At 39.7% G+C, this 24,065-nt stretch carries 23 protein-coding genes and 1 pseudogene; 13 read left to right on the top strand and 11 right to left on the bottom strand.

Translation table 11 applies throughout. The features are described from left to right. Positions 1-79: 79 nt before the first annotated feature. The 5 genes and pseudogenes from EEL30_05730 to fabF all read right to left on the bottom strand — a co-directional run bounded on the left by EEL30_05730 (position 80) and on the right by fabF (position 5,737). Positions 80-1,999 carry an ABC transporter permease gene (locus EEL30_05730; protein ID QDX91908.1) on the bottom strand — a complete coding sequence of 640 codons (1,920 nt, stop codon included), beginning with the start codon at positions 1,997-1,999 and terminating at the stop codon, positions 80-82. Beyond that, complete coding sequence (locus tag EEL30_05725) at positions 1,986-2,753, bottom strand: ABC transporter ATP-binding protein (GenBank protein ID QDX91907.1); 768 nt, start codon at positions 2,751-2,753, stop codon at positions 1,986-1,988. The genes EEL30_05730 and EEL30_05725 overlap by 14 nt, the downstream gene beginning before the upstream one ends. A gap of 23 nt (positions 2,754-2,776) precedes the next feature. Next, positions 2,777-3,046: pseudogene (locus EEL30_05720) on the bottom strand (hypothetical protein). A 314-nt stretch (positions 3,047-3,360) separates the two neighbouring features. After that, complete coding sequence (trpS, locus tag EEL30_05715) at positions 3,361-4,350, bottom strand: tryptophan--tRNA ligase (protein ID QDX91906.1); 990 nt, start codon at positions 4,348-4,350, stop codon at positions 3,361-3,363. Between the two features lie 139 nt (positions 4,351-4,489). Next, on the bottom strand, positions 4,490-5,737 hold the full coding sequence (fabF, locus tag EEL30_05710) for a beta-ketoacyl-[acyl-carrier-protein] synthase II (GenBank protein ID QDX91905.1): 1,248 nt from the start codon (positions 5,735-5,737) through the stop codon (positions 4,490-4,492). 146 nt (positions 5,738-5,883) lie between these two features. Between fabF and EEL30_05705 the strand changes: the two genes are divergently transcribed. Further along, a complete protein-coding gene (locus tag EEL30_05705; protein ID QDX91904.1) occupies positions 5,884-6,726 on the top strand; it encodes an XRE family transcriptional regulator in 843 nt (280 codons plus the stop codon). Between the two features lie 124 nt (positions 6,727-6,850). On the opposite strand, the gene gyrB is transcribed toward EEL30_05705, so the two are convergent. The 6 genes from gyrB to dnaA all read right to left on the bottom strand — a co-directional run bounded on the left by gyrB (position 6,851) and on the right by dnaA (position 13,197). Beyond that, positions 6,851-8,773: a DNA topoisomerase (ATP-hydrolyzing) subunit B gene (gyrB, locus tag EEL30_05700; GenBank protein ID QDX91903.1), complete on the bottom strand. Its 1,923-nt coding sequence runs from the start codon at positions 8,771-8,773 to the stop codon at positions 6,851-6,853. After that, positions 8,773-9,066 carry a DUF370 domain-containing protein gene (locus EEL30_05695; protein QDX91902.1) on the bottom strand — a complete coding sequence of 98 codons (294 nt, stop codon included), beginning with the start codon at positions 9,064-9,066 and terminating at the stop codon, positions 8,773-8,775. The genes gyrB and EEL30_05695 overlap by 1 nt, the downstream gene beginning before the upstream one ends. Before the next feature lie 10 nt (positions 9,067-9,076). Then, positions 9,077-10,195 (bottom strand): DNA replication/repair protein RecF, encoded by a 1,119-nt coding sequence (gene recF / locus EEL30_05690; protein QDX91901.1) that lies wholly within the window; start codon positions 10,193-10,195, stop codon positions 9,077-9,079. Positions 10,196-10,209: 14 nt separating this feature from the next. Then, positions 10,210-10,428, bottom strand: coding sequence for a S4 domain-containing protein YaaA (yaaA, locus tag EEL30_05685; GenBank protein QDX91900.1), 219 nt, complete (start codon positions 10,426-10,428; stop codon positions 10,210-10,212). Between the two features lie 31 nt (positions 10,429-10,459). Then, positions 10,460-11,599: a DNA polymerase III subunit beta gene (dnaN, locus tag EEL30_05680; GenBank protein ID QDX91899.1), complete on the bottom strand. Its 1,140-nt coding sequence runs from the start codon at positions 11,597-11,599 to the stop codon at positions 10,460-10,462. 236 nt (positions 11,600-11,835) lie between these two features. Further along, a complete protein-coding gene (gene dnaA, locus EEL30_05675; GenBank protein QDX91898.1) occupies positions 11,836-13,197 on the bottom strand; it encodes a chromosomal replication initiator protein DnaA in 1,362 nt (453 codons plus the stop codon). A 586-nt stretch (positions 13,198-13,783) separates the two neighbouring features. On the opposite strand from dnaA, the gene EEL30_05670 reads away from it, so the two are divergent. From EEL30_05670 to EEL30_05615, 12 genes are all read left to right on the top strand, one after another. Next, entirely contained in the window at positions 13,784-13,918 is a 135-nt protein-coding gene (locus EEL30_05670; protein ID QDX91897.1) for a 50S ribosomal protein L34, read from the top strand. A gap of 186 nt (positions 13,919-14,104) precedes the next feature. Then, positions 14,105-14,473 (top strand): ribonuclease P protein component, encoded by a 369-nt coding sequence (gene rnpA / locus EEL30_05665; GenBank protein QDX91896.1) that lies wholly within the window; start codon positions 14,105-14,107, stop codon positions 14,471-14,473. A 6-nt stretch (positions 14,474-14,479) separates the two neighbouring features. Beyond that, positions 14,480-14,701: a membrane protein insertion efficiency factor YidD gene (gene yidD / locus EEL30_05660; GenBank protein ID QDX95681.1), complete on the top strand. Its 222-nt coding sequence runs from the start codon at positions 14,480-14,482 to the stop codon at positions 14,699-14,701. A 34-nt stretch (positions 14,702-14,735) separates the two neighbouring features. Further along, complete coding sequence (gene yidC / locus EEL30_05655) at positions 14,736-15,503, top strand: membrane protein insertase YidC (GenBank protein ID QDX91895.1); 768 nt, start codon at positions 14,736-14,738, stop codon at positions 15,501-15,503. Beyond that, complete coding sequence (locus EEL30_05650; protein QDX91894.1) at positions 15,500-16,141, top strand: protein jag; 642 nt, start codon at positions 15,500-15,502, stop codon at positions 16,139-16,141. Before yidC ends, EEL30_05650 begins: the two co-directional genes overlap by 4 nt. A gap of 157 nt (positions 16,142-16,298) precedes the next feature. Beyond that, positions 16,299-17,669, top strand: a complete 1,371-nt coding sequence (mnmE, locus tag EEL30_05645; protein ID QDX91893.1) for a tRNA uridine-5-carboxymethylaminomethyl(34) synthesis GTPase MnmE — start codon at positions 16,299-16,301, stop codon at positions 17,667-17,669. An 11-nt stretch (positions 17,670-17,680) separates the two neighbouring features. Beyond that, complete coding sequence (mnmG, locus tag EEL30_05640; GenBank protein QDX91892.1) at positions 17,681-19,582, top strand: tRNA uridine-5-carboxymethylaminomethyl(34) synthesis enzyme MnmG; 1,902 nt, start codon at positions 17,681-17,683, stop codon at positions 19,580-19,582. An 11-nt stretch (positions 19,583-19,593) separates the two neighbouring features. Beyond that, entirely contained in the window at positions 19,594-20,310 is a 717-nt protein-coding gene (gene rsmG / locus EEL30_05635) for a 16S rRNA (guanine(527)-N(7))-methyltransferase RsmG (GenBank protein ID QDX91891.1), read from the top strand. A 236-nt stretch (positions 20,311-20,546) separates the two neighbouring features. Beyond that, positions 20,547-21,116: an MgtC/SapB family protein gene (locus EEL30_05630; GenBank protein ID QDX95680.1), complete on the top strand. Its 570-nt coding sequence runs from the start codon at positions 20,547-20,549 to the stop codon at positions 21,114-21,116. A 310-nt stretch (positions 21,117-21,426) separates the two neighbouring features. Continuing rightward, on the top strand, positions 21,427-22,281 hold the full coding sequence (gene noc / locus EEL30_05625; GenBank protein QDX91890.1) for a nucleoid occlusion protein: 855 nt from the start codon (positions 21,427-21,429) through the stop codon (positions 22,279-22,281). A 178-nt stretch (positions 22,282-22,459) separates the two neighbouring features. Then, positions 22,460-23,218, top strand: a complete 759-nt coding sequence (locus EEL30_05620) for a ParA family protein (protein QDX91889.1) — start codon at positions 22,460-22,462, stop codon at positions 23,216-23,218. Further along, positions 23,215-24,060 (top strand): ParB/RepB/Spo0J family partition protein, encoded by an 846-nt coding sequence (locus EEL30_05615; protein ID QDX91888.1) that lies wholly within the window; start codon positions 23,215-23,217, stop codon positions 24,058-24,060. Before EEL30_05620 ends, EEL30_05615 begins: the two co-directional genes overlap by 4 nt. Positions 24,061-24,065 lie beyond the last annotated feature (5 nt).

Below are 24,065 nucleotides of genomic sequence, written 5' to 3'. Positions count from 1 at the left end.
ACAGCTTACTTGTAAAAAAAGCAGAACCTCAGGATCATTTCCCTGAAGTTCTGCTTTTCGTATAAAGAATAGCTTGTTTTTACGATTTATTGTGATCCAAGACAATATTACTGTAAGAGCGAACAGTCATAAAGTAGTATCCAACATAGATAACTAGATATACTCCCATACTAACCAATACCGACGTCAAAATGTTCATTCTAAACATAGCCGACATGGTGTTAAGTGCAAACAGACTATGACTAATGCCTAACAGGAGGGGCGCCCCAAAAATAAACGCTATTTGTTTACTAATTGCCTCTTTGCACTCGCGTTTCGTAGCACCAATTTTGTGAAGAATCGTATAGTATTTCTTGTCATTGTGTGCTTCTGTAAGCTGTTTGAAGTAAATGATTGAACCTGTCGCAAGCATGAAGACCAATCCAATAAATCCACCAATAAAAATCATTACCCCTGTTGTTTCCATGAGCGTTTGGTATTGGGTATAAAAATCTTGTAATTCTTCGCGCTCAGGCATCACTTTCTTCAAGTTTGTAGACAGTTCACTAGCCTTATACTGATTATCTACATTAATATTTTTGATAAAATAAGGCTCTCCAAACTGTTGGGCAGCTTGATAGTCAGCATCGGATACCACAAATGTGGTTTTTCCTAGATTACTTACTGATCCTTTCTTAGCTGCTACCAAGGTCAAGGTTTTTGATTGGTCCCCTGCTTTATAGGAAACTCGATTGTTGATAATATCTTTGTCAAACGTTTCGTTATAATAGGCGTCTACCATTACCATTTCGCCTGCTTTCACTTCTACAAGCTCCTTATTCATGGCTTTAGCCAATTCGTTATATTTAGATTGACCTAATAGATACATACCATCTGATGTGCGATATTGTATGGAACTGCTTGCTTTCTGTTCGTCTGCCGTTCCTTTTATTATGATGTAAGGCACTTCAGTCTCCAATTGGATTGGATGCTTATCTTTTGCATTTGCAAATGTCTTCTCTACCTCGTTATTCCAGTCCTTGCCGTCCTTATGATAGGAATAACTATATGGATTGTTTTGAGTCGTTACATCATTTACGTTGAAATAGAAAGTCGCTGCTGTTCCTACTGCACAGATTGTAATGGTACTTACCACAGTAATAGAGGCAAGAGCAGTGGCATTTCCTTTGATGCGATATAACAATTGACCTTTACTAACCATATTTAGTCCATTGTAGAATGAACGCTTGTTTTTACGCGCCCGTTTAAAGTAAAAGACAAGGAAGTAATGGAACAAAATATAGGTCCCTAACACAGTACCACCAATGATATAGAAAGCTAGTAATACATCAAAGTAATCCATAAAGGTAGCTGCAAAGAAATAGGCAGAACCAATGAGAAATACAGAGAAAAGTGCTAAAATTACAGAACCTTTTGGAACTGATTCTCCCTCTTGTTCGGCGCGGAATAGCTCAATTAATTTAAAGCGATAAATTAATATGTAGCCTTGTAGGGACGTAAAGAGAATCAGAACAAAGAAAACTTTAGCTGTTTGCGTGATAGCTTCCAACGGAATTTCAAAGTTTACCTGCATATCTATATTCATTAGATAAACCAGTAAGGACAAGAAAGCTTTCGATAAAAAACCTCCAAGAATGATTCCTAAAATTAAGGCTCCAATTCCTAAGAATAGATTCTCAAAGAATAGCATCATTCCAACTTGCTTCTTTCTAACCCCTAGTAAAGAATAGAGACCTACTTCCTTTTTCCGTTTTCGTGTAAAAAAGCTATTTGAATAGACCATAAATACAGCTACAAACAGAAGAAGCAAAACGCTGGAAAACTCAAAGGCTTTTCTAACATATGGATCTCCACCGCTTACTTCAGCAATTTGCGTATTAAATTGTAAGGACATGAACGTATAGTAGATGACGATACTGAAAATCATTGAGACGAAATAAATCAAATAACTTTTCATGTTACGTCTCATATTGCGTAAAACCAGATTAAATAGCGTCACTCATATCACCCCCAAGTTCAGCCAGCACATCCATAATGCGTTGGAAGAACTCTTTTCGCGTTTGTGTACCTTTTTTTAATTCCATTGAAATTTTTCCGTCTGTAATAAACAAAATTCGTTCACAGTAACTTCCTGCATTTGCATCATGGGTAACCATCAAAATAGTTGCTTGTTCCTCCTGATTCAATGCTTGCAGGCATTGTAACAAGTCCGCTGATGATTTAGAGTCAAGTGCTCCAGTAGGTTCGTCACCGAAAATCAGGCTTGGATTAGTGACAATCGCGCGAGATGCCGCACAACGTTGTTTCTGACCCCCTGAAATTTGGTATGGATACTGCTCTAAAATTTGCTCGATACCAAATCTTTTGGCAATATCAGTTACACGTTTATCAATTTCTTTTGCCTTTACTTTTGTCAGAGCTAAAGGTAGTGCAATATTCTCACGTACTGTTAACGAATCCAGCAAGTTGTAGTCTTGAAAAATAAAGCCAAGCTTCGTCCGTCGGAACATCGCTAACTTGTCTTCCTTCATTTTGACAACGTCACTTCCATCAATCAAAACCTCGCCTGATGTTGGAGAGTCAATAGTAGAAATGATATTAAGTAACGTAGTCTTACCTGCACCTGATGGTCCCATAATCCCAACAAATTCGCCTTGTTGCACATCGAAACTAACATGATCTAATGCCGTATAGGTATTCGTCTTTCCTCCGTATACTTTCGAAGCATTCTTTACTTGCAATACTGTTTGCATGCCATATCGTCCCTTTCTGATGTTTATTTGAATTGTCGTTGGTATTGGTCATATTTCTTCTGAATAGCTTCATATGCTGTTTGAAATGTTTTATCTTGTTTGAACTGGACATCTTTATTCCGTAATAAAAAAGCACGAATAATCTCTTTCTGTGTTTTACCTGACTTATCCCAATGGCTTATCATAAAAGCGCCCATGTGAATGGCATGGTCTGGATTAGCCAGCATACTGGGAGTAAACTCTTTCCAGTCCATGATTTCAGCAAATACTTGTGCTGTCGTATCTTTTAAAATGCGAAATCTTTCTTCGCGATCATATGCTTATTTTATAAATCACTTGCTTTTATTCCCATCGGTTTAGCTTTCATCAAGCTTACATTTTTGTAAGGGACCATATTAAATAAGTAGAATCGAAAAGTTAATTAGTATATGTCGTCGAAAGCTGGTATAAATTGCGTTTTATGTTGATTTTGTTTAGATTTATTAAATTGTTTCACGTGAAACTTACTTTATGGCGCTGGATATCTATCTATTTACCATACTTCGACAAATATGAAAAGAGCCACTCCCCGTTATGAGGAATGGCTCTACTACATACGTTTTTATATTTAAATTCGTAATAATCCCATAGCATCTTTTACACGATTGCAGGTTTGTTCTGCAATCGCACTTGCCTTTTCAGCACTTTCCCGCAGAATTTTGTCCAACTCTGCTACATCGTTATATTCATTAAAACGTTGCTGAATCGTGCCAAGCTGTTCGGTTACGACTTCTACCAGGTCTTTTTTCAACGTACCATATCCTTGACCTTGATAACGTTCTACTAGTGACTCAATAGATTCATCAGCAAACATACTATAGATCGTCAACAAATTAGAGATACCAGGCTTATTTGTTTCGTCATAGGAAATGGAGTTCTCCGTATCGGTTACTGCTCGCATAATTTTTTTCTTAAATACCTCTGGAGTTTCCAAAATTCCAATGCGACTAGCTTCACTCTCAGCTGACTTTGACATTTTTTTCGTTGGTTCATCTAGTGCCATGATACGTGCCCCAAATTCTTGAATGCTTGGCTCTGGAATTACAAAGGTCTCACCATATTTATTGTTAAACCGTTCAGCAATATCGCGAGTCAACTCAATATGTTGCTTTTGATCATTCCCTACAGGTACATGTGTCGCATCATACAACAAGATGTCAGCAGCCATTAGAACTGGATACGTAAACAAACCAACATTTACGTTTGCCTTGCCTTCTGCCTTATCTTTAAATTGCGTCATACGATTTAGTTCACCCATGTAAGTAGCACATTGTAACAACCAGCCAAGTTCAGCATGTTCCTTTACATGTGATTGAATAAATACAGTGGCTTTCTTTGGATCAACGCCGCATGCCAGATAGATTTGAGCGATTTCACGTGTACGTCTGCGTAGTTCTTCTGGATCTTGAGCAACTGTAATTGCATGCATATCTACTACACAATAAAAAGCCTCTGCATTTGGCTCATGTTGTAATTCCACAAACTGCTTAATTGCACCAAGATAGTTACCTATAGTCAGGTTACCTGATGGTTGTACCCCTGAAAAAAAACGTTTCAATGTATCCACCCCTCTACTTTTAACAGAAATAAATCTTATCCTGATTTTATTTTCGTTTTTTCTTGTATAAATTATAGCATGAGAGAGGGTTTTCTTCCGATAGTTACCTTTTAGTTTATCAGAATTAGCATAATTTCAATCAAAAAAGCTTCGAATCCCAAGATTGAAGGACAATCACTGCATTATGACCACCAAACCCAAAGGAATTAGACATCCCTATTTTAACGTCGGCCTTACGAGCTTGATTGGGAACATAGTCTAAGTCACAAACAGGGTCTTGTTTCTCTTGGTTGATAGTAGGTGGAATAATTCCTTCTTGTAGACTTTTTACTAAAGCGATAGCTTCCACTGCACTTGCTGCCCCTAGCATATGCCCGGTCATTGATTTATTTGCTGTCACAGGAATTTGATAAGCCTTTTCTCCAAAAAGACGCTTAATTGCCGCTGTTTCCGAGCGATCGCCAACCTCCGTACTGGTAGCATGAGCGCTAATCACATCCACTTGCTCCGGTTGAATTTCAGCTTCTTTTAAGGCTAGCTTCATGGCTTGGTAGGCACCCTTTCCATCTGGATGAGTAGCTACAATATGATACGCATCAGAACTAGCTCCATAACCCAAAACCTCAGCATAAATACGAGCATTTCTTTTTTTCGCATGTGATAAGGATTCTAGAATCAAGATACCCGCGCCCTCAGCCATGACAAACCCGTCGCGATCAGCATCAAATGGCCTACTTGCTTGTTCTGGCTGTTCATTACGAGTAGACAATGCAGTGGCATTCCCAAAACTAGCAACAGCTAATTCCGTAATAGCTGATTCCGTACCTCCTGCAAAAACCACGTCAGCTCCCCCAAATTTGATCAGACGCAGTGCTTCCCCAATGGCTGTATTTCCGATAGAACAGGCTGTTACAGGAGACATACTTGGACCCATCGCCCCATATTTGATGCTAATCATCGAAGCTGCCATATTGGCGATCATCATTGGAACTAGCAACGGACTCACACGATCTGGTCCTCTTTCCTTTAACACGTGATCTTGATCCAGCATGATTTGAATGCCCCCAATGCCTGAACCAACATAAACGCCCAAACGCTCTCGGTCAATTTGGTCAAGTACAAGACCCGAGTCTTCCAAGGCTTGCCCAGCAGCTACCAAAGCTAACTGACTGAATCGATCAATACGTCGTGCCTCTTTACGACCAAATATGGTTTCTGCATCAAAATCTTTAACCAACCCAGCAAACTTTGTTTTATGCTTGCTAGTATCAAACGTATCTATATATGAAATTCCGGATGTACCTTGAACTAAATTGCTCCAAAAGCTCTCTACGTCATTTCCAATCGGTGTTACAACACCCATTCCAGTAATCACTACTCTTTCCATAGGCACACTCCTTTAATTAACATTTAGAAATACTTCAACTTCTTTCTACTATCTATCTTGGCAAAGCCTTTATCCTATTACAAGTTACTGTTTATCATAGTATAATTAGTACCAGTATAAGAATACAGATAAGGATGGAGGAAGAAATGAACCAAAATGCAAGACTTCAAGCACTATCTACCTTTTTAAAAGGTCAAAGAGCGAAGATTTCTCCTGAATCTGTTGGTCTAGTTGCAGGTGTACGTAGAAGAACGCCAGGGTTACGTAGAGAAGAAGTGGCACAGTTAGCAGGTGTCAGCACCACCTGGTACACCTGGCTGGAACAGGGACGTGACATCACCGTATCAAAATCGGTAGTAGATGCCATTGCTACTGCCTTACAACTAACAGTAGATGAGCAGAAATATCTACATTCGTTAGCACTTGGAGCTGGGCCAGTTATAACAAAAAGGAACGAAGAAATAACAGAAATCACTCCTCCCTTACAAAAAATTTTGAAAGAACTTCGCTTTTGCCCCACAATCATCTCGGATAGTCGGAGCCATATTGTTGGCTGGAATGAAGCAGCCTCACATGTATTTCTAGATTTTAATGAGATTCCTTATGAAGAACGTAATTTAGTAGGCCTGGTGTTTACTAGAAAAGAATTGCAGCGGTTAGCCGTTAATTGGGAGCATTTCGTGAGTGGTTTTCTCGCTATCTTTCGGGCCTCTTATGGGCAATATGTAGAGGATGATTGGTATAATCAATTCGTGGGTAAAATGAAAGCCGCGCATCCTGATTTTCAGCGATTATGGGAACAGAGCGAGGTTAGCTCAGCTCCAGAGGTTTACATTGAATTTCGACATGCTAAGGCAGGAAAGATGTTGTTTCATCTCACCTCTTTGCAGGTACATGGTAGTGCCGATTTACGTTGTAGTATTTATACTCCTGTGCCACAATCTACGACAGAAGCTAAGTTGAAGAAGTTAATGGGGAACGTTTTATAAAACATGTATAGTGAAAATGTCTATTACACAACAAAAAGCTTGCCCAATAAAGGACAAGCTTTTCCAATTTACTATGAACAAATTCGAATCCTTGTGACCACCCAATTAGTGGGTATGGGTTACATTAAATATCCAAATTACGTACGTTACGAGAGTAGCTTTCAATAAAGTCACGGCGCGGCTCTACTTCATCGCCCATCAAAGTTTGGAAGACCATATCAGAATCAATGGCATCCTCTAAACTTACTTGTAGCAACGTACGAACAGTAGGGTCCATCGTTGTTTCCCACAATTGCTCCGCGTTCATTTCACCTAATCCCTTGTAACGTTGGATGTTTGGTTTAGGAATCTCTTTTAGTTGGCTCAGGATTTGGTCGCGCTGGCGATCATTAAAGGCATAGTGCATGGTTTTCCCTTGCTTAATACTAAAGAGTGGTGGTTGCGCAATATACACATAACCAGCTTCAATTAACTGACGCATATAGCGATAGAAGAAGGTTAACAATAGTGTACGAATGTGAGCACCATCGACATCGGCATCGGTCATGATTACAATTTTATGATAACGCGCTTTACTGATATCAAAATCTTCACCAATACCCGTTCCTAGTGCCGTGATGATCATTCGAATCTCATTGTTACCTAGAATTTTATCTAGACGTGATTTCTCTACGTTCAATACTTTACCACGCAATGGCAGGATCGCCTGGAAATGACGATCGCGTCCCATTTTGGCAGAGCCACCCGCAGAGTCACCCTCTACAATAAATAATTCGCTCTCCGCTGCATCTTTGGAAGAACAGTCAGCCAGCTTACCCGGAAGAGCACTTACTTCCAAGGCATTTTTACGGCGAGTCAGTTCACGTGCCTTTCGAGCAGCTTCACGCGCTCTAGCAGCCATCAGGGACTTCTCTACAACCTTTTTGGCTACAGCAGGGTTCTGCTCCATAAATTCTTGGAATCGCTCTACAAAGACCGATTCTGTGATGCTACGAGCCTCTGAGTTACCTAGCTTGGTTTTTGTCTGTCCTTCAAACTGTGGTTCAGAAATTTTAACAGAGATAATTGCTGTAATTCCCTCACGAACATCATCGCCAGACAGATTTGTATCTTTTTCTTTTAAAAAGTTAAATTTACGGCTGTAATCATTAATTACGCGGGTTAAGCCTGCTTTAAAACCAGCCTCATGTGTTCCACCTTCGTGCGTATTAATGTTATTTGCAAAGGAATAGATGTTGCTTACATAGCTATCGTTGTATTGAATCGCTACCTCTACCTGCAATCCTTCCTTTTCGCCTTCACAGTAGATCACTTCTTCATGCAGGCTCTCACGGTTTTTATTCAAGTACTCTACGTAAGACTTAATTCCGCCCTCATAGTAGAACTCTTCACGACGTTCTTGGCCTTCTCGCTGATCCTCCAGCGTAATGCATAAGCCTTTATTTAAGAAGGCTAATTCGCGAATACGCTTTTGTAACAGCTCATATTCAAATTCAGTCGTTTCCGTAAAGATAGTTGGATCTGGCTTAAATGTAATCGTTGTCCCTGTTATTTCTGTTTCGCCGGTTATTTTAAGGTCTTCTTCCGGTGCACCAACATTAAAGCGCATAGAATAAATGTTTCCATTTTGTTTAACAGTAACATTCATCCATTCAGAAAGAGCATTAACAACAGAGCTACCTACCCCGTGCAATCCACCTGAAACCTTATATCCGCCACCGCCAAATTTACCACCAGCATGTAGGACTGTTAGAACGGTTTCTACTGTTGATTTACCTGTTTTATCATGAATACCTGTAGGAATACCACGCCCATTATCAATAACGGTGATAGTATTATCTTTATGAATAAATACGTTAATTTCCGTACAGTAACCCGCAAGTGATTCGTCGATAGAGTTGTCTACAATCTCCCATACTAAGTGATGCAGACCTCGACTGCTAGTAGAACCAATATACATCCCTGGACGTTTACGTACTGCTTCTAAACCTTCCAGTACCTGTATCTGACTAGCATCATAGTTTTGATCTTTAGTTGTTACATCCACTACTCTGTCAACTCCTTACTATCAGTTTGTACAGGGGGAAACAGCTCACTGTGCTGTAAAAACTGCGCACGTTTTTTCAAGGTAAGCGAAGAAATGGGTGAACAGTAAATGGCACGATCCGTAATAACGTAGGATTTAATATCTTCCGACTGCTGATCAATCAGGCGTTTCTCTTTCTTCTGATCTCCCATAAAAGTTAGGGATATCTTTGAGCTTTTGACCGTTTGATGATCGATGATTGAGATAACCTCTTTCATACTAACAACCGTGTCTCCTCCCACGTGCAGAAACATACACTTCACCTTACCCTTCTTTGGAAATGGTCCCCTCTTGCACATTAAAGCGAGTTGCTTGCTGTAAGACCTGATGCTTTAATCCTTCCACACCTGTAGTCGTTACAAACGTTTGAATTTTATCTTGTATCGTTTCAAGTAATAATGTTTGTCTATGTTCATCCAGTTCAGACAAGACATCGTCAAGCAAAAGAATCGGATATTCCCCTACTTCTTGCTTAATCAGCTCAATTTCCGCTAATTTCAAAGATAGAGCTGTTGTTCGTTGCTGTCCTTGTGATCCAAATGATTGTACATCCATCTCGTTTACCAAAAGGGAGAAATCATCACGATGAGGTCCAATTAGCGTACTACCTCTCATTTTTTCCCGTTCAAAAATCTCTTCATAAGCAGCTAGTAACGTTTGCAGAGCTTCTTCCTCTTTCATCCCCTTGGTAACTGGCGAGCTATTTACATAGTGCAAGCTCAGCTTCTCTTTACCATTCGTGATTCCAGCATGAATTTCTTGGGCCCACTGCTCCAATTTGGTGATAAACTCAAAACGCTTCTTTAGTAATTTTACCGTTAAATCAGCCAATTGTGTATTCCAAATTGCCATAAGATCGACCTGGCTACTTTTTTTCATGGCTAGATCTTTTAATAGCTGGTTTCTCTGCGCTAACACTTTATTATAATTGCTTAAGTGATAGATATAAGTTGGAGAAACCTGACCAATTTCCATGTCTAAAAAACGCCGTCGTTGAGCTGGAGCTCCCTTTACAATTGCTAAATCTTCTGGCGCAAATAGAACAACATTTAAAGAACCGATATAGTTGCTCAATTTTTTCTGCTCTAAACCATTAATTTTAGCCTTTTTACCTTTATTGGTCAACTGCATCTCTAAACGAACAGATCCGTAGCGTCGATTGACTTCACTACGGATGGTCGCATAATCTGCATTCCAATTAATTAATTCTTTATCTTTGGAAGTTCGATGGGATTTGGCTAGAGCAAGTACATAGATGGATTCTAATGCATTGGTCTTGCCCTGTGCATTATTCCCAACAAACAAATTAATCGGTCCTGTAAAATCCAGTGAAAGCTCTCTGTAATTTCGATAGTGAGCCAAAAACAGATTACGTAAGAACAAAGGGCTTACTCCTCTCAGCGTACAGCCACTTGATAAGAACCGTACCCTTCAATAACAACTACATCCTCTGGATATAGCTTACGACCTCGGCGGTTTTCTTTCTCTCCGTTTACTGTAATCGGTACTTCAGCCAGAAACGGCTTGGCCATTCCACCTGTATCAATCACTGAACTTAGTTTTAAAAACTGTCCAAGCGTAATATATTCTGTAGAAATATGAACTTTATCTACCATGTTGGAAAACTCCTTTAGGGGTGGCTACCTCTTAGTACGTACGAACTGGCAAGATTAGATGTAAACTCCAATCATGATCAGTTGGGCGAATAATAAATGGGCTCATCGCTCCAGTAAAGTTAGTTACGATCTCAGAACTGTCAATAGAACGAAGCGCGTCAATCATAAATTTTGCATTAAAAGAGATTTTTAGTTCCTCTCCGTTGCACTGTTTTGGCTGAATGGTTTCTGTTACCTTACCAATTTCTGGTGCATTTGATGAAATCTCTACATTTCCATCCGGTAGTGTTATCAATTTTACCACATTGGTTTTACCTTCGCGGCTTAATAGAGAAGCACGTTCAATGGATTGCAAAAATTCTTTTGTAGATAAAACAATCTCCGTCTTACAGCCTTGTGGAATGATGCGATTGGTATCTGGATACGTTCCCTCTAAAAGACGGGAGTAGAACAAGATATGGTTTGATTTTACTAAAATCTGATTATCGGCCACAACGATATCAACCAAATTTTGATCATCATCTATAATCTTTACCAATTCATTGCAACTTTTACCTGGTACAACAATATTATAGAATCGCAGGGATTCAGAGCATTCTACTTTCGCATTACGAGAAGCAAAACGATGGCTATCTGTTGCTACAAATTTAAGTAATCCCTCTTCTAACGTCCACATAATCCCTGTTAAAATAGGACGCATTTCAGAAGTAGCAACTGCAAAAGATGTTTGACGAATCATTGTTTTTAATAAATCACTTGGGATACTGAAAACCTTATCCTCTTCTAGCTGAGGTAATTGCGGATATTCATTGGCATTCAAACCATTAATCGTAAACTCGGCTTGGCCTGAACGAATTAACGTAAGTAATCGATCATCTACGCTAATTTCAATTTCATTAGCAGGTAATTTTCGTACAATCTCACTAAAAATACGTGATGGTAGCACTATACTACCTGATTCATGTACAGTAACTCCCCAATTTTCTCCCTCTTCCAATGGAACATGTACCTCAATGGAAATATCTGAATCGCTACCGGTTAATGTTAAACCTTCATGATCTGCTTTTAACTTAATACCTGTCAAAATTGGAATGGTCGTTCTGGTTGATACAGCTTTAGCAACATGTGAAACAGCAGTTGATAGTTTCTCGCGTTGAACTGTGATTTTCATGATACCCTACCCCCGTATACAAGGATTTTTTATAGAAATGATCATGCATAATTCCGCATGCTTTATGCATATACTAGTAAGTATTATTTTATATTAAAAAATAGTAATAGTAGTAATAGGCGCTGTGGATTTGTGGATATCCTCGAAATGTGCTGATAAGTAAAGCCTATACACATGTGGATAAGTTGTGTATAGGCTTTTTAGGTTATTCACAAATGTACACAGAAAAAAATAGTTTAATGACCAGCCTTCAATTTTTCAATAAGAGTTTGAACGGTAACCTGCAATTGAGGGTCAGCTGCTAATGATTTTGAAATTTTTTCATGGGCATGGATAACCGTTGTATGATCGCGACCCCCAAATTCGTCTCCAATCTTAGGGAGGGAGGCATCGGTCAGCTCACGAGATAGATACATGGCTATTTGCCTTGGGAAAGCAACGGATTTTGTTCGTTTTTTGGCCTTAAAATCTTCTAATTTTAAAGTATAAGCTTCACCAACTGCACGTTGAATATCAATAATCGTAATGATTTTTGGTTTGGAGGAAGGAATGATATCCTTTAGTGCCTCAGCTGCCAATTGCGTATCAATATCGCGATTAATCAGAGAAGAATAAGCAACAACGCGAATTAAAGCACCTTCTAACTCACGAATGTTGCTATCAATCTGGTTAGCAATATAGATCATAACCTCATTGGGAATATCTAAATTCTCCGCTTTAGCCTTTTTGCGCAGGATTGCAATTCGAGTTTCTAGATCAGGTGGTGAAATATCCGTTATCAAGCCCCATTCAAAACGGGAACGAAGTCGATCCTCCAAAGTAGGAATTTCTTTTGGGGGTCGATCGGATGAAATGATTATTTGTTTGCTTTCTTCATGCAACGCGTTAAAGGTATGGAAAAATTCTTCTTGCGTTGATTCTTTTCCAGCCAAGAACTGAATATCATCTATAAGCAGAACATCTACGCTACGATATTTATTGCGGAATTCAACAGCTTTATTATCACGAATGGAGTTAATAAACTCATTCGTAAATTTTTCAGATGATAAATAGACCACTTTCGCAGATGGATTATGCTGAATCACATAATGACCAATCGCATGCATTAAATGTGTTTTACCAAGACCTACGCCCCCGTAAATAAATAGCGGATTGTAAGCTTTAGCGGGTGCTTCTGCTACAGCGAGTGAAGCTGCATGAGCAAAACGATTCCCCGAACCAATTACAAATGTGTCAAATGTATATTTCGGATTTAAGATGCTAGGCGGTTGATCGTCGCCAGCTAGAGGTTGAGATACTAATTTTGCTTTCGCCATAGGTAACTCATCAGTAAGACCGAAATCGGGATTTTGGGGAACGACAAACCTCACTTTCATATGGATGCCTGTCGTTTCATATAGCGTTTCTATGATAAGTGGTGAGTAGCGAGATTCTAGCCAATCACGAGCAAATTCATTAGGAGCGACTACAATCAAAGAATCTTCTTCTAACGCAGTTGCCTTTGTTGCCTTCAACCAGGTGTCGAAGCTAGGCTTGCTTAATGTTTTCTCGATTTTAGCTAAAACTTTTCGCCATAATTCAATAATCGTTGCGTCCACCTAGTAAATCCCTCCTTTCGCACTACACAGGCATTGTGGATAAATAAAAACGCTAAATCATATGTCATCACGGACTCCCGTACCTTTTGAGAAAAAAATAAGACAATTATCCGCATAGATGTGAGTATCTTATTCACAATGCAGAATATCTGTCCACAACTTTATCCACATGCTGTGGAAAAGTAAAAATCCCATTTCATTTATCAACGGATCAAAACAAAAACATGATATCAAATAAAAGCCATGATATCAATGGTTTTTTAATAGTTATCCACAAACACAACAAATAGTATCCCTAATCTATCAACACCCCTATATTTTGTGTGCAAGCTGTAGATAAATTTGTCGAAAACTTTTCTGTGGATAAAAAAGATATACACAGGCACGGGAAATAATCTTTTGTGGATAGTTATTTATAGTAGAAAATAGACGAAAAAAAGAAAAATAGTAGAAACACGATAACGAAGGAGAAGGTTATAGAGGGATTAATTTGGCAAATGGGAACACATCACCAGTAACTTGACTTTTTGATTATTTCTTTATATAATTCCAAAGAATGCTTGGAGGACGGAGGTGTAACTTCAATATGAGACCTACATTTAATCCTAACAACCGTAAACGCAAGAAAGATCACGGGTTCCGCAAACGTATGAGCACGAAAAATGGCCGTAAGGTTTTAGCTGCCCGTCGTCGTAAAGGTAGAAAGGTGCTTTCCGCTTAGGCCACATTTTAAAGTGGCCTTTTTCTATAGATGTAAAAGATCATTTTCTTCTATAGAAAAAGGTGAGAGAATATATGTGAGGAGCCAGCCCCTGGCTGGCTTCTTCCTTTGTTTCTTGGTAATACTAGAAGCAGTGGAATGCGCCCTTTTTTTCCACTATAATGTTGATGGTAGGGGTGTCCACCAATGCATCGCTCGCATCGATTGCGAAAAAACGAAGAGTTTCAGACGGTGTTTCAAAAAGGAAAATCAGCAGCTAACAAACAGTTTGTTATTTATACATTAGAAAATCAGGGACAAGCCACTTTTCGAATCGGGATCTCTGCCAGTAAAAAAATTGGCAACGCTGTCACACGTAATAAGGTAAAGCGTCTTTTAAAAGAAGCGATTGCTGCGATTGAGGATCGAATTAGCCCTCATTTGGATATTATTGTAATTGTGAGACCAGGAGTAGAAGAGATGCCGCTTGCCTCCATGCAAGGCTCTTTAATGCATGCCCTAAAAAGAGCAAAAGCAGTAAAGGCGGTTGACATACATAACGAAAAAAGAGGTTAGATGACAATGAAGAAATTTTTGATTGGGTTTATCCGCTTTTATCAGAAATTTATTTCACCATTAAAACCTCCAACCTGTCGATTTGCGCCTACGTGTTCCTTTTATGCGATTGAATCCATACGCCGTTTTGGTGTATGGAAGGGTGGGTGGCTTGCCGTTGTGCGAATTGCCAAATGTCATCCCTTTCATCCAGGAGGAATTGACCCAGTACCAGAGAAACATAAATAATATAACTTTCCTTAACTAAAGGAGGAACATGTCTTTGAGTAGTCGTATTCGTTATGTCCTTCTGCTTGGGTTACTAATGGTAATTCTGGCAGGATGTGGGACTGATATTGCACATCCTCCGCCAATTGGTCCTGAATCAACTGGAATCTGGGATAAATTCTTTGTTTATCCACTATCTTGGCTGATCAAGGAATCTGCTCTACTACTTGGCGGCAGCTTCGGACTTGGAATTTTGGTTGCAACGATCTTAATTCGTACTTTGACATTGCCACTTAACGTGAAGCAAATTAAATCTTCTAAAGCAATGCAAGTTATTCAACCGGAACTTCAAAAAATCCGAGATAAGTACAAGAATGATCCACAAAAAGTACAGCAAGAAACTATGTTATTGTTCCAGAAAAATAACATTAATCCGCTGGCAGGCTGTCTACCATTATTGGTTCAAATGCCTATTCTTATTGCCTTTTATAATGCGATTATTCGTACGACCGAAATCCGTGAACAATCGTTTCTATGGATGCAGCTAGGGGAAAAGGATCCGTTCTTTATCTTGCCTGTTTTAGCTGCTCTGACAACATTCTTGCAACAAAAAATGATGGGTTCTGCTATGCAAAACAACCCTCAAATGCAAATGATGTTGTATATGATGCCTATAATGATTTTGGTAATTTCTATGACGTTACCTTCTGCCCTTGCTTTGTATTGGGTATACGGTAACATCTATATGATTATCCAAACGTATTTCTTATACAAAGATAACCGTGCTACTCAGAAAAGTCCCAAGGGGGGAGCTTCCAAGTGAAAAAAGCGCTAGCTTCAGCCAAAACGATTGATGAAGCTGTTGAAAAGGCACTGCGAGAACTTGGAGTAACAAGAGACAGAGTAAATGTTCGCGTACTGGAAGAGCCGAGTAAAGGATTTCTTGGTTTAATTGGCACCAGAGATGCAAAAGTAGAAGTGGAAGTACAGTATGAGCCGATTGAAGAGGGACGCACTTTTTTAGCTGATGTGTTAAAGCAAATGAACCTTCAGGTAAAAATAGATTCTCAAAAACAATCAGAGGGTACGGTTTTCCACATGATTGGTGAAGATTTAGGCATGGTGATCGGACGACGTGGCCAGACATTGGATTCCTTGCAATATCTGGTTAACGTTGTAGCCAATAAACATTCGGAAAAACACGTTCGAATTATTTTAGATGCAGAAAATTATCGGGCAAAGCGCAAAGAGGCCTTAGAGAAATTGGCTTATCGTCTTGCTCAAAAAGCGATTCATACTAGACGAAACGTACGTTTGGAACCGATGACAGCAGCAGAACGCAAAGTAATTCATGCCTTTTTGCAAACACGCTCCGATGTAATTACGTTTAGTGAAGGTGAAGAACCGCATCGTTATATTGTGGTTGCACCGAAACCGAAGGAAAAAGAAGCCTCACGCTAGGCTTCTTTTTTTTGTGCGTTTTTCCTGTTCTGATTTTGCCAATACTGTGGATAAGTATCATCAGCAGGCGCTCTATTCTTTGGGGGAAAAATGTGATATGCTAAGGCGTTAGAAATAGAATGCCTACTTCATAGTTTTGAGGTGAAATATAGTGAATATGGATACGATTGCAGGTGTCGCTACGCCCATGGGTGAAGGTGGAATTGCAGTAATTCGTGTGAGTGGCGATGATGCACTTACGATTGTGGATAAAATTTATCGCGGTAAAAATCAGTTATCCACTGTGGATAGTCATACGATACATTACGGTGCACTGATTGATCCAAGCGTCAATGAGCAAGTAGAAGAGGTCCTTGTTTCTGTCATGAGAGCACCACGTACTTTTACACGAGAGGACGTAGTAGAAATCAATTGCCATGGAGGTCTGATTTCTGTAGAAAAGGTACTAGATTTGGTGCTTGAGCATGGAGCAAGGTTGGCAGAGCCAGGAGAATTTACGAAAAGAGCCTTTTTAAACGGTCGTATTGATTTATCGCAAGCAGAAGCAGTGATTGATTTAATTCGGGCTAAAACGGATAAAGCCTTAAAAGTGGCTTTATCGCAAGTAGAAGGAAAGCTGTCTAAGCTCATTAAGGGCTTACGCCAGGAGTTAATAGAAGCAATGGCTCATATCGAGGTGACTCTTGATTATCCAGAGCATGATGTAGAAGAGTTTACACAGAATTTCCTGTTAGGTAAGTGCGAGGATGTAAAACAACAAGTTGCTCGTTTGCTACAAACGGCTAAACAAGGGAAAATCCTGCGTGAAGGATTATCTACAGCGATCATCGGAAAGCCTAACGTGGGTAAATCCTCATTGCTAAATAGTTTTGTGCAGGAGGATAAAGCGATCGTAACAGAAATTGCTGGGACGACACGTGATGTTATCGAGGAATATGTAAATGTAAGAGGAGTTCCACTTCGCCTGATTGATACAGCAGGTATTCGTGAGACAGATGACATTGTTGAAAAGATCGGTGTAGAAAAGTCCCGCCAACTTCTTCAACAAGTCGATTTGGTTCTGCTTATGGTAAACTATAATGAGTTTTTGCATGATGATGATCTAGCTATTTTTGAAGCAGCAAAAGGCTTACAAGTCATCATTATTATTAATAAAACCGATTTACCACAAAAGCTAGAATTAGATAAGGTAAAAGAAGCTTTTCCTGATGCACCCCTGATTCTAACTTCCGTAAAGGAAGAGAAGGGGATTGATCAGTTAGAGCAAGCCATTGCCCATCTATTCTTTACAGGTCGTGTACAACAGGAAGATATGACGTATGTGAGTAACGCACGTCATATTAATTTGCTACGTCAAGCGGAACAGGCGATGGAGGATGCTATAGATGGCATTCATCAGCAAATGCCGGTTGATATGGTGCAGATTGATATAAAAAAGGCGTGGGAGTTATTAGGAGAAGTAATCGGGGAGAGTGTTGGTGAGGACTTAATTGATCAGATTTTCTCCCAATTCTGTCTCGGTAAATAGGAGGTAGAAACATGAGCACAACATACAATGGCGGAGAGTTTGACGTAATTGTTATCGGGGCAGGTCATGCAGGTTGTGAGTCTGCACTGGCAGCTGCTCGTATGGGGTGTCAAACCCTGCTTGTCACCATAAATCTAGATGCCGTAGCATATATGCCTTGTAATCCATCGGTAGGTGGTCCTGCGAAAGGACACGTAGTTCGTGAAATCGATGCACTAGGCGGCGAAATGGGCAAAAATACAGACAAAACATATATCCAAATGCGTATGCTTAATACAGGGAAAGGTCCAGCTGTTCATGCGTTACGTGCACAGGCGGATAAGTTTGCCTATCAGCATGAAATGAAGAAAACCATCGAAAATACGCCAAATCTAATTTTGCGTCAAGCAATGGTAGAGGAACTAATAGTAAATAATGGCGTGTGTGAAGGTATTATTACGAACACAGGGGCACGGTATAAAGCGAAGGCAGTCATCGTTACAACAGGTACGTATCTACGTGGGAAGATCATTATTGGTGATCTTCAGTATGAAAGCGGACCAAATAACATGCGTCCATCAGTGCGATTGGCTGAGCATTTAAAAGAATTGGGCTTTGATCTTGTTCGTTTTAAAACGGGGACACCGCCACGTGTGCATAAAAGTAGCGTTGACTTCTCTCAAATGGAAATTCAACCAGGTGATGAGGAGCCACGTGCGTTTTCATATGAAACAACGGCTTCAATTCCAAATCAATTACCATGTTGGTTAACATATACGAATCTCGAAACTCATGAAGTAATTCAGGATAATCTACACCGTGCTCCGATGTATTCTGGTGCGATTGAAGGAACTGGACCACGCTATTGCCCGTCTATTGAAGATAAGGTAGTACGTTTCAACGACAAACCACGTCACCAAATCTTCTTGGAACCAGAAGGTCGTCATACAGAAGAAATGTATGTACAAGGTCTGTCAACCAGTCTGCCTGAAGATGTTCAGTTGAGCATGCTTCGTTCTATGGCTGGTATGGAAGAGGTTAAGATGATGCGTCCTGGTTATGCCATTGAGTATGATTCTATCGTACCTACACAATTGTGGCCGTCCTTGGAAACAAAATTGGTAGATGGTCTGTTTACGGCAGGCCAGATTAATGGTACGTCAGGCTATGAAGAAGCTGCAGGACAAGGTCTAATGGCAGGTATTAATGCAGCACGTAAGGTGCAGGGGAAACCGCCTGTTATCTTAGGACGTGAGGAAGCTTATATGGGCGTTCTCATTGATGATCTAGTTACGAAAGGTACCAATGAACCTTATCGTTTGTTAACTTCTCGTGCAGAATACCGTCTATTGCTTCGTCATGATAATGCAGATATGCGGTTAACTGACATTGGATACGATATTGGCTTAATCAGTGAAGAACGCTATCGTCATTTTCAACAAAAACGCGAGCTAGTGGCAAAGGAAAAGGAACGATTGCATCAGACGCGTATCCGTCCGGAAAATGAATTGGCACAGGAAGTAATTCGTGAGACAGGTACACCTGAGCTTACAGAGGTCATTGATCTAGCCCAATTATTACGTCGTCCAGAAGTAACGTATGAGCAGATCCACCGCATTTCTCCTGCTCCAGAAGAGTTAAGCGTGGATGTGCGTGAGCAAGTAGAAATTCAAGTCAAATATGACGGATATATTCGTAAATCATTAGCTCAAGTAGAAAAGATGAAAAAAGTGGAAGAGAAGCTTATTCCGCAAAGCATCGACTACACAGTTATTTCCGGTATGTCGAAAGAATCACGTGAAAAGCTACAAAAAATTCGTCCACTAAACATTGGTCAAGCATCACGTATTTCCGGTGTAACACCAGCCGATATCTCTGTTTTAATGATTTATATGGAGCAATTTCATCGCATGCTAAACCAAGTAGCTGAATAGAGGAGACTGGAATGAGCAAAAAGGATTTTTCTGCACGCCTACAAGAAAAAGGGATTGTGCTTACTTCCGAACAATTGGACCAGTTCGATCAATATTATCGTTTATTGGTCGAATGGAACGAGAAGATGAATTTAACAGGCATTACAGAAGAAGATGAAGTATACAATAAGCACTTTTATGACTCCATTTCTTTAGCGTTCTATGTTCCGTTACATGATATCAAAAGGATGGCAGATGTAGGAGGAGGAGCTGGATTTCCAAGCATTCCGCTTAAAATTTGCTTTCCACATCTACAGATGACCATCATTGATTCGTTGCAAAAACGTATGAATTTTCTAAGTCATGTTGGTGAAGAACTAGGCTTAACTGATTTGTATCCCGTACATGGAAGAGCGGAAGAAATTGGCCAGGATAAACAGTATCGTGAGAAGTTTGATATCGTGTCAGCGAGAGCGGTGGCACGATTGAACTTGTTAGCAGAGTTTTGTCTGCCTTTGGTTAAGCAAAATGGTTTGTTTGCTTCAATGAAGGGGCAAGATGTTACGCTTGAGCTGAATGAGGCTAAGCGTGCTATCAAGCTACTTGGTGGTAAAACACGTAAGGTGGAGAGTTTTGAGCTGCCTGACGAAGCGGGGGAAAGAAATATTATTCTTATCAACAAAATAGAGACAACACCAAAAACGTATCCTCGTCGTCCAGGCGTTCCTGCGAAAAAACCATTACTGTAGTTACTAAATGTTTGTATATAGGAGAGGAGTTAGTTCCTAATTGGAACTAACTTCTTTTTTTGAATTTATGAACATATGAAGGACAGAAAATTTATTCTTCTTACATAAAAATAGAAGAAAACATGAAAAGTTTAGCTCAATTAACCGTTATACAAAGAGAGATATCATACATCCAGATTTTGTTACTTCATGAACATGAATCAGTTCTTGTATCTGCAGGAGAGGGCGGAGAAGTAATGGGTGATTTTATTCAAGAAGTGTTCCCACCAGAGCTACCAATTATATTATTGCGATTAATTTTGGCATTTTGTGCGGGAGCTATCATGGGAATTGAGCGTGAACGATATGCCAAAAAATCGCAACGGCAAAAGGTAGCTGGTTTTCGTACCTATAGCTTGGTTTGCTTTGGATCATGTTTGTTTGGTCTGGCTTCTATTTATGGATTTCAATCTGGAGGAGCTAATGAAGATCCTGGTCGGGTGGCAGCGCAGGTTGTGACAGGCATGGGCTTTTTAGGAGCAGGTGCGATCATGAAATTTAATGGTCGTGTAGAAGGGCTAACAACGGCTGCCGGAATGTGGGTAGCTTCTGCTATTGGGTTATTATTTAGCGCAGGTATGTATGTTACGGCTATTGTTGCTTCTTTTTTTGCCTATCTCGCTTTAGATTTTCATCGATTGTTTCCAGGGTTGTTTCAATACTTCAGAAGTGAACAATATGAAGACGATGAAGTAGAAAAAGAAGAAAAAATATTTGTATCAAAAGTGAAACGGATAAAAAGAAAAAGGCGTATGGAAGAGGAATAGTATATCTTGCTGTTTCACGTGAAACATAAAGATTATCTATTTAGTCGGCAGGATTTAGGCTTATTATGAAGAATACTTTCATGCATAGAGGTGCGGGTTCTAACCGTCATCGTCCTGTGCGAAATGTATAGTAACAGAGCCTTAAGTCAGAGAAGAGATATTTACGTTCTTCTCTCTTTGCTTGTAAAGCGATAAATCCTGGATAAGTAAGTGTACGTAAGGTTCTATCATCGCTAAATTTTGGCCATCACCAAAGACTTGGCCACCATGAGTTTTTCTAACTGTGTGTAAAGAAGTGGGGGATTTCAGAATGACAGTAAAAAATCAATTTTCACGTTTGTTTGGTCTCTCGGATAAAGCGGAAAACGAGGAGATTAAGCAAATTCCAGTTGATGAGATTGTCCCCAATCCTTATCAGCCTAGAACTGTATTTGACGAAGAAAAAATTGAAGAACTATGCCAAACAATCAAGACACATGGTATTATTCAACCAATCGTAGTTCGTGTTCGTAACAACCAGTTTGAGATCATTGCGGGAGAGCGAAGATGGCGTGCATCGAAAAGGATCGGTATGGAGCGGATACCCGCTATTGTAAAAGATTTTAATGATACACAAACAGCCTCTATCGCTTTAATTGAGAATTTACAACGTGAAGGTCTGACTTCTATTGAAGAGGCATATGCCTATCAAAAACTCATTGACCTTCATAATCTAACGCAGGAGAGTTTAGCTCAACGTCTGGGTAAAGGACAATCAACTATCGCCAATAAATTACGTCTTTTACATCTTCCACAACTGATTCAAGAAGCATTGATGGCTAGACGGATTACGGAGCGACATGCTCGTGCTTTGATACCGCTTAAGGATGCAGAGCTACAAATTAAGGTGTTAGAAGAAATTTCTTTGCGAGAGCTTAACGTTAAGCAAACGGAAATTAGAGTGAAACAACTGCTTGAAATCATTGAAAATCCTAAACCTGAAAAGGAAAAGCGGGGGCGTTTTAAGGCCTTTTCACGTGATTCGCGCATTGCTATTAATACGGTGCGTCAATCAATTGATATGGTTATTCAAACAGGTTTACCTGTGGAAACAAATGAAGAGGATTACGATGAATATTATCAATTTACGATTCGTATCCCTAAAAATCAAAAACCTCAGTCATAAAGCGGCATGAGCCGCCTTTCTTTTTCTGTATTATTATGTATATATTGAATACGGGCAACATCTAAATTGTGTACTTTATCAACAAAATCGTTCTTAAAAACAGCTAATTTTGCGCGAACAGCGTCAGGAATACGACAAGCTGCTCTCACAAGTAACATGTACAAATGAGGTGGAGATTTTGGGGAAAGTAATTGCAGTAGCCAATCAGAAAGGCGGCGTTGGTAAGACGACAACTGCTGTGAATCTAAGCGCTTGCCTGGCTAGTATAGGCAAAAAGGTTTTGTTAGTGGATATTGACCCACAAGGAAATGCTACGAGTGGTGTTGGCATTAATAAAGCTGATGTGCGCTATTGCGTATACGATGTATTAATTAATGATATCAGTCCGATTGAAACAACTCTGCCCACTGAGATTGAAGGGCTATCCATTATCCCTGCTACGATACAATTAGCAGGAGCAGAAATAGAGCTAGTACCAACCATTTCACGAGAAATCCGCTTAAAGAAGGCACTGGAAGTCGTTAAAGATAACTATGATTTTGTTATTATTGATTGCCCTCCATCTCTGGGGATTCTTACAGTCAATTCGCTAACTGCCTCTGACTCAGTGCTTATTCCTATTCAATGTGAATATTATGCGCTAGAAGGGCTTAGTCAGCTATTAAATACGATTCGATTGGTTCAAAAGCACTTAAATGCAAATCTAGCTATCGAGGGTGTATTGTTAACTATGCTAGATGCGCGAACGAATTTAGGTATTCAGGTAATTGATGAGGTAAAGAAATATTTCCAAGATAAAGTGTATCAAACAATTATTCCACGCAATGTGCGACTAAGCGAAGCACCATCGCATGGACAAGCAATTATCAGCTATGATCCACGTTCGAGAGGGGCCGAAGTTTATACTGAATTGGCTAAGGAAGTGGTCGGTATATGAGTAAACGTTTGGGAAAAGGGTTAGGCGCCTTAATTACCTCTAATTTGATTGAAGAGAGCGAGCAAGTTACAGACGTCGATGTCAGTGAGATCCGTCCCAATCCGTACCAGCCTCGTAAAGAGTTTGAACCAACAGCTCTACAAGAACTAGGGGAATCCATCAAGATTCATGGTATTATTCAGCCTTTAATTGTACGGAAAAGTATTAAAGGATATGAGCTAGTGGCGGGGGAACGTCGTCTGCGTGCTGCTAAATTGGCAGATTTGCAAAAGGTACCTGTTGTTGTCAAAAGTTATACTGATCAACAGATTATGGAGCTTGCTCTCATCGAAAATCTTCAACGGGAAAATTTAAACCCGATGGAAGAAGCAGAAGCTTATTTTAAATTAATGGAGCATTGCTCTTATACCCAAGAGGAATTAGCACAAAAAGTAGGGAAAAGTCGTCCACACGTAACAAACATTATGAGGTTGTTACAGTTGCCCGATAAAATAAAAAAACTAGTAGCAACATCTTCCTTATCAATGGGACATGCTAGAGCATTAATTCCCGTAGAGAATACTGAGTTACAATGGAAACTGGCCTGCGAAGTTATTAAGTATGAATGGACAGTACGCCAATTGGAAGAAACGGTGAAACAGCTTCATGTTTCACGTGAAACCAAAAAGAAAAAGCCTGTTACTAAGGAAAAAGTATATGTACAATGGGAACAACGCTTACAGAATCGCTTTGGAACAGGTGTCCAAATCAATAAAAGTAATAAAAAGGGAAAGATAGAAATAGAATTTTACTCCGATGACGATCTGCAACGTATTCTTGATATTTTGCAAATAGAAGAGTAAAGGGG

The sequence above is a fragment of the Brevibacillus laterosporus genome, assembly GCA_007833815.1.
Classification (GTDB): Bacteria; Bacillota; Bacilli; order Brevibacillales; family Brevibacillaceae; genus Brevibacillus_B; species Brevibacillus_B laterosporus_D.
This window is presented reverse-complemented; position numbering and strand designations above follow the sequence as displayed.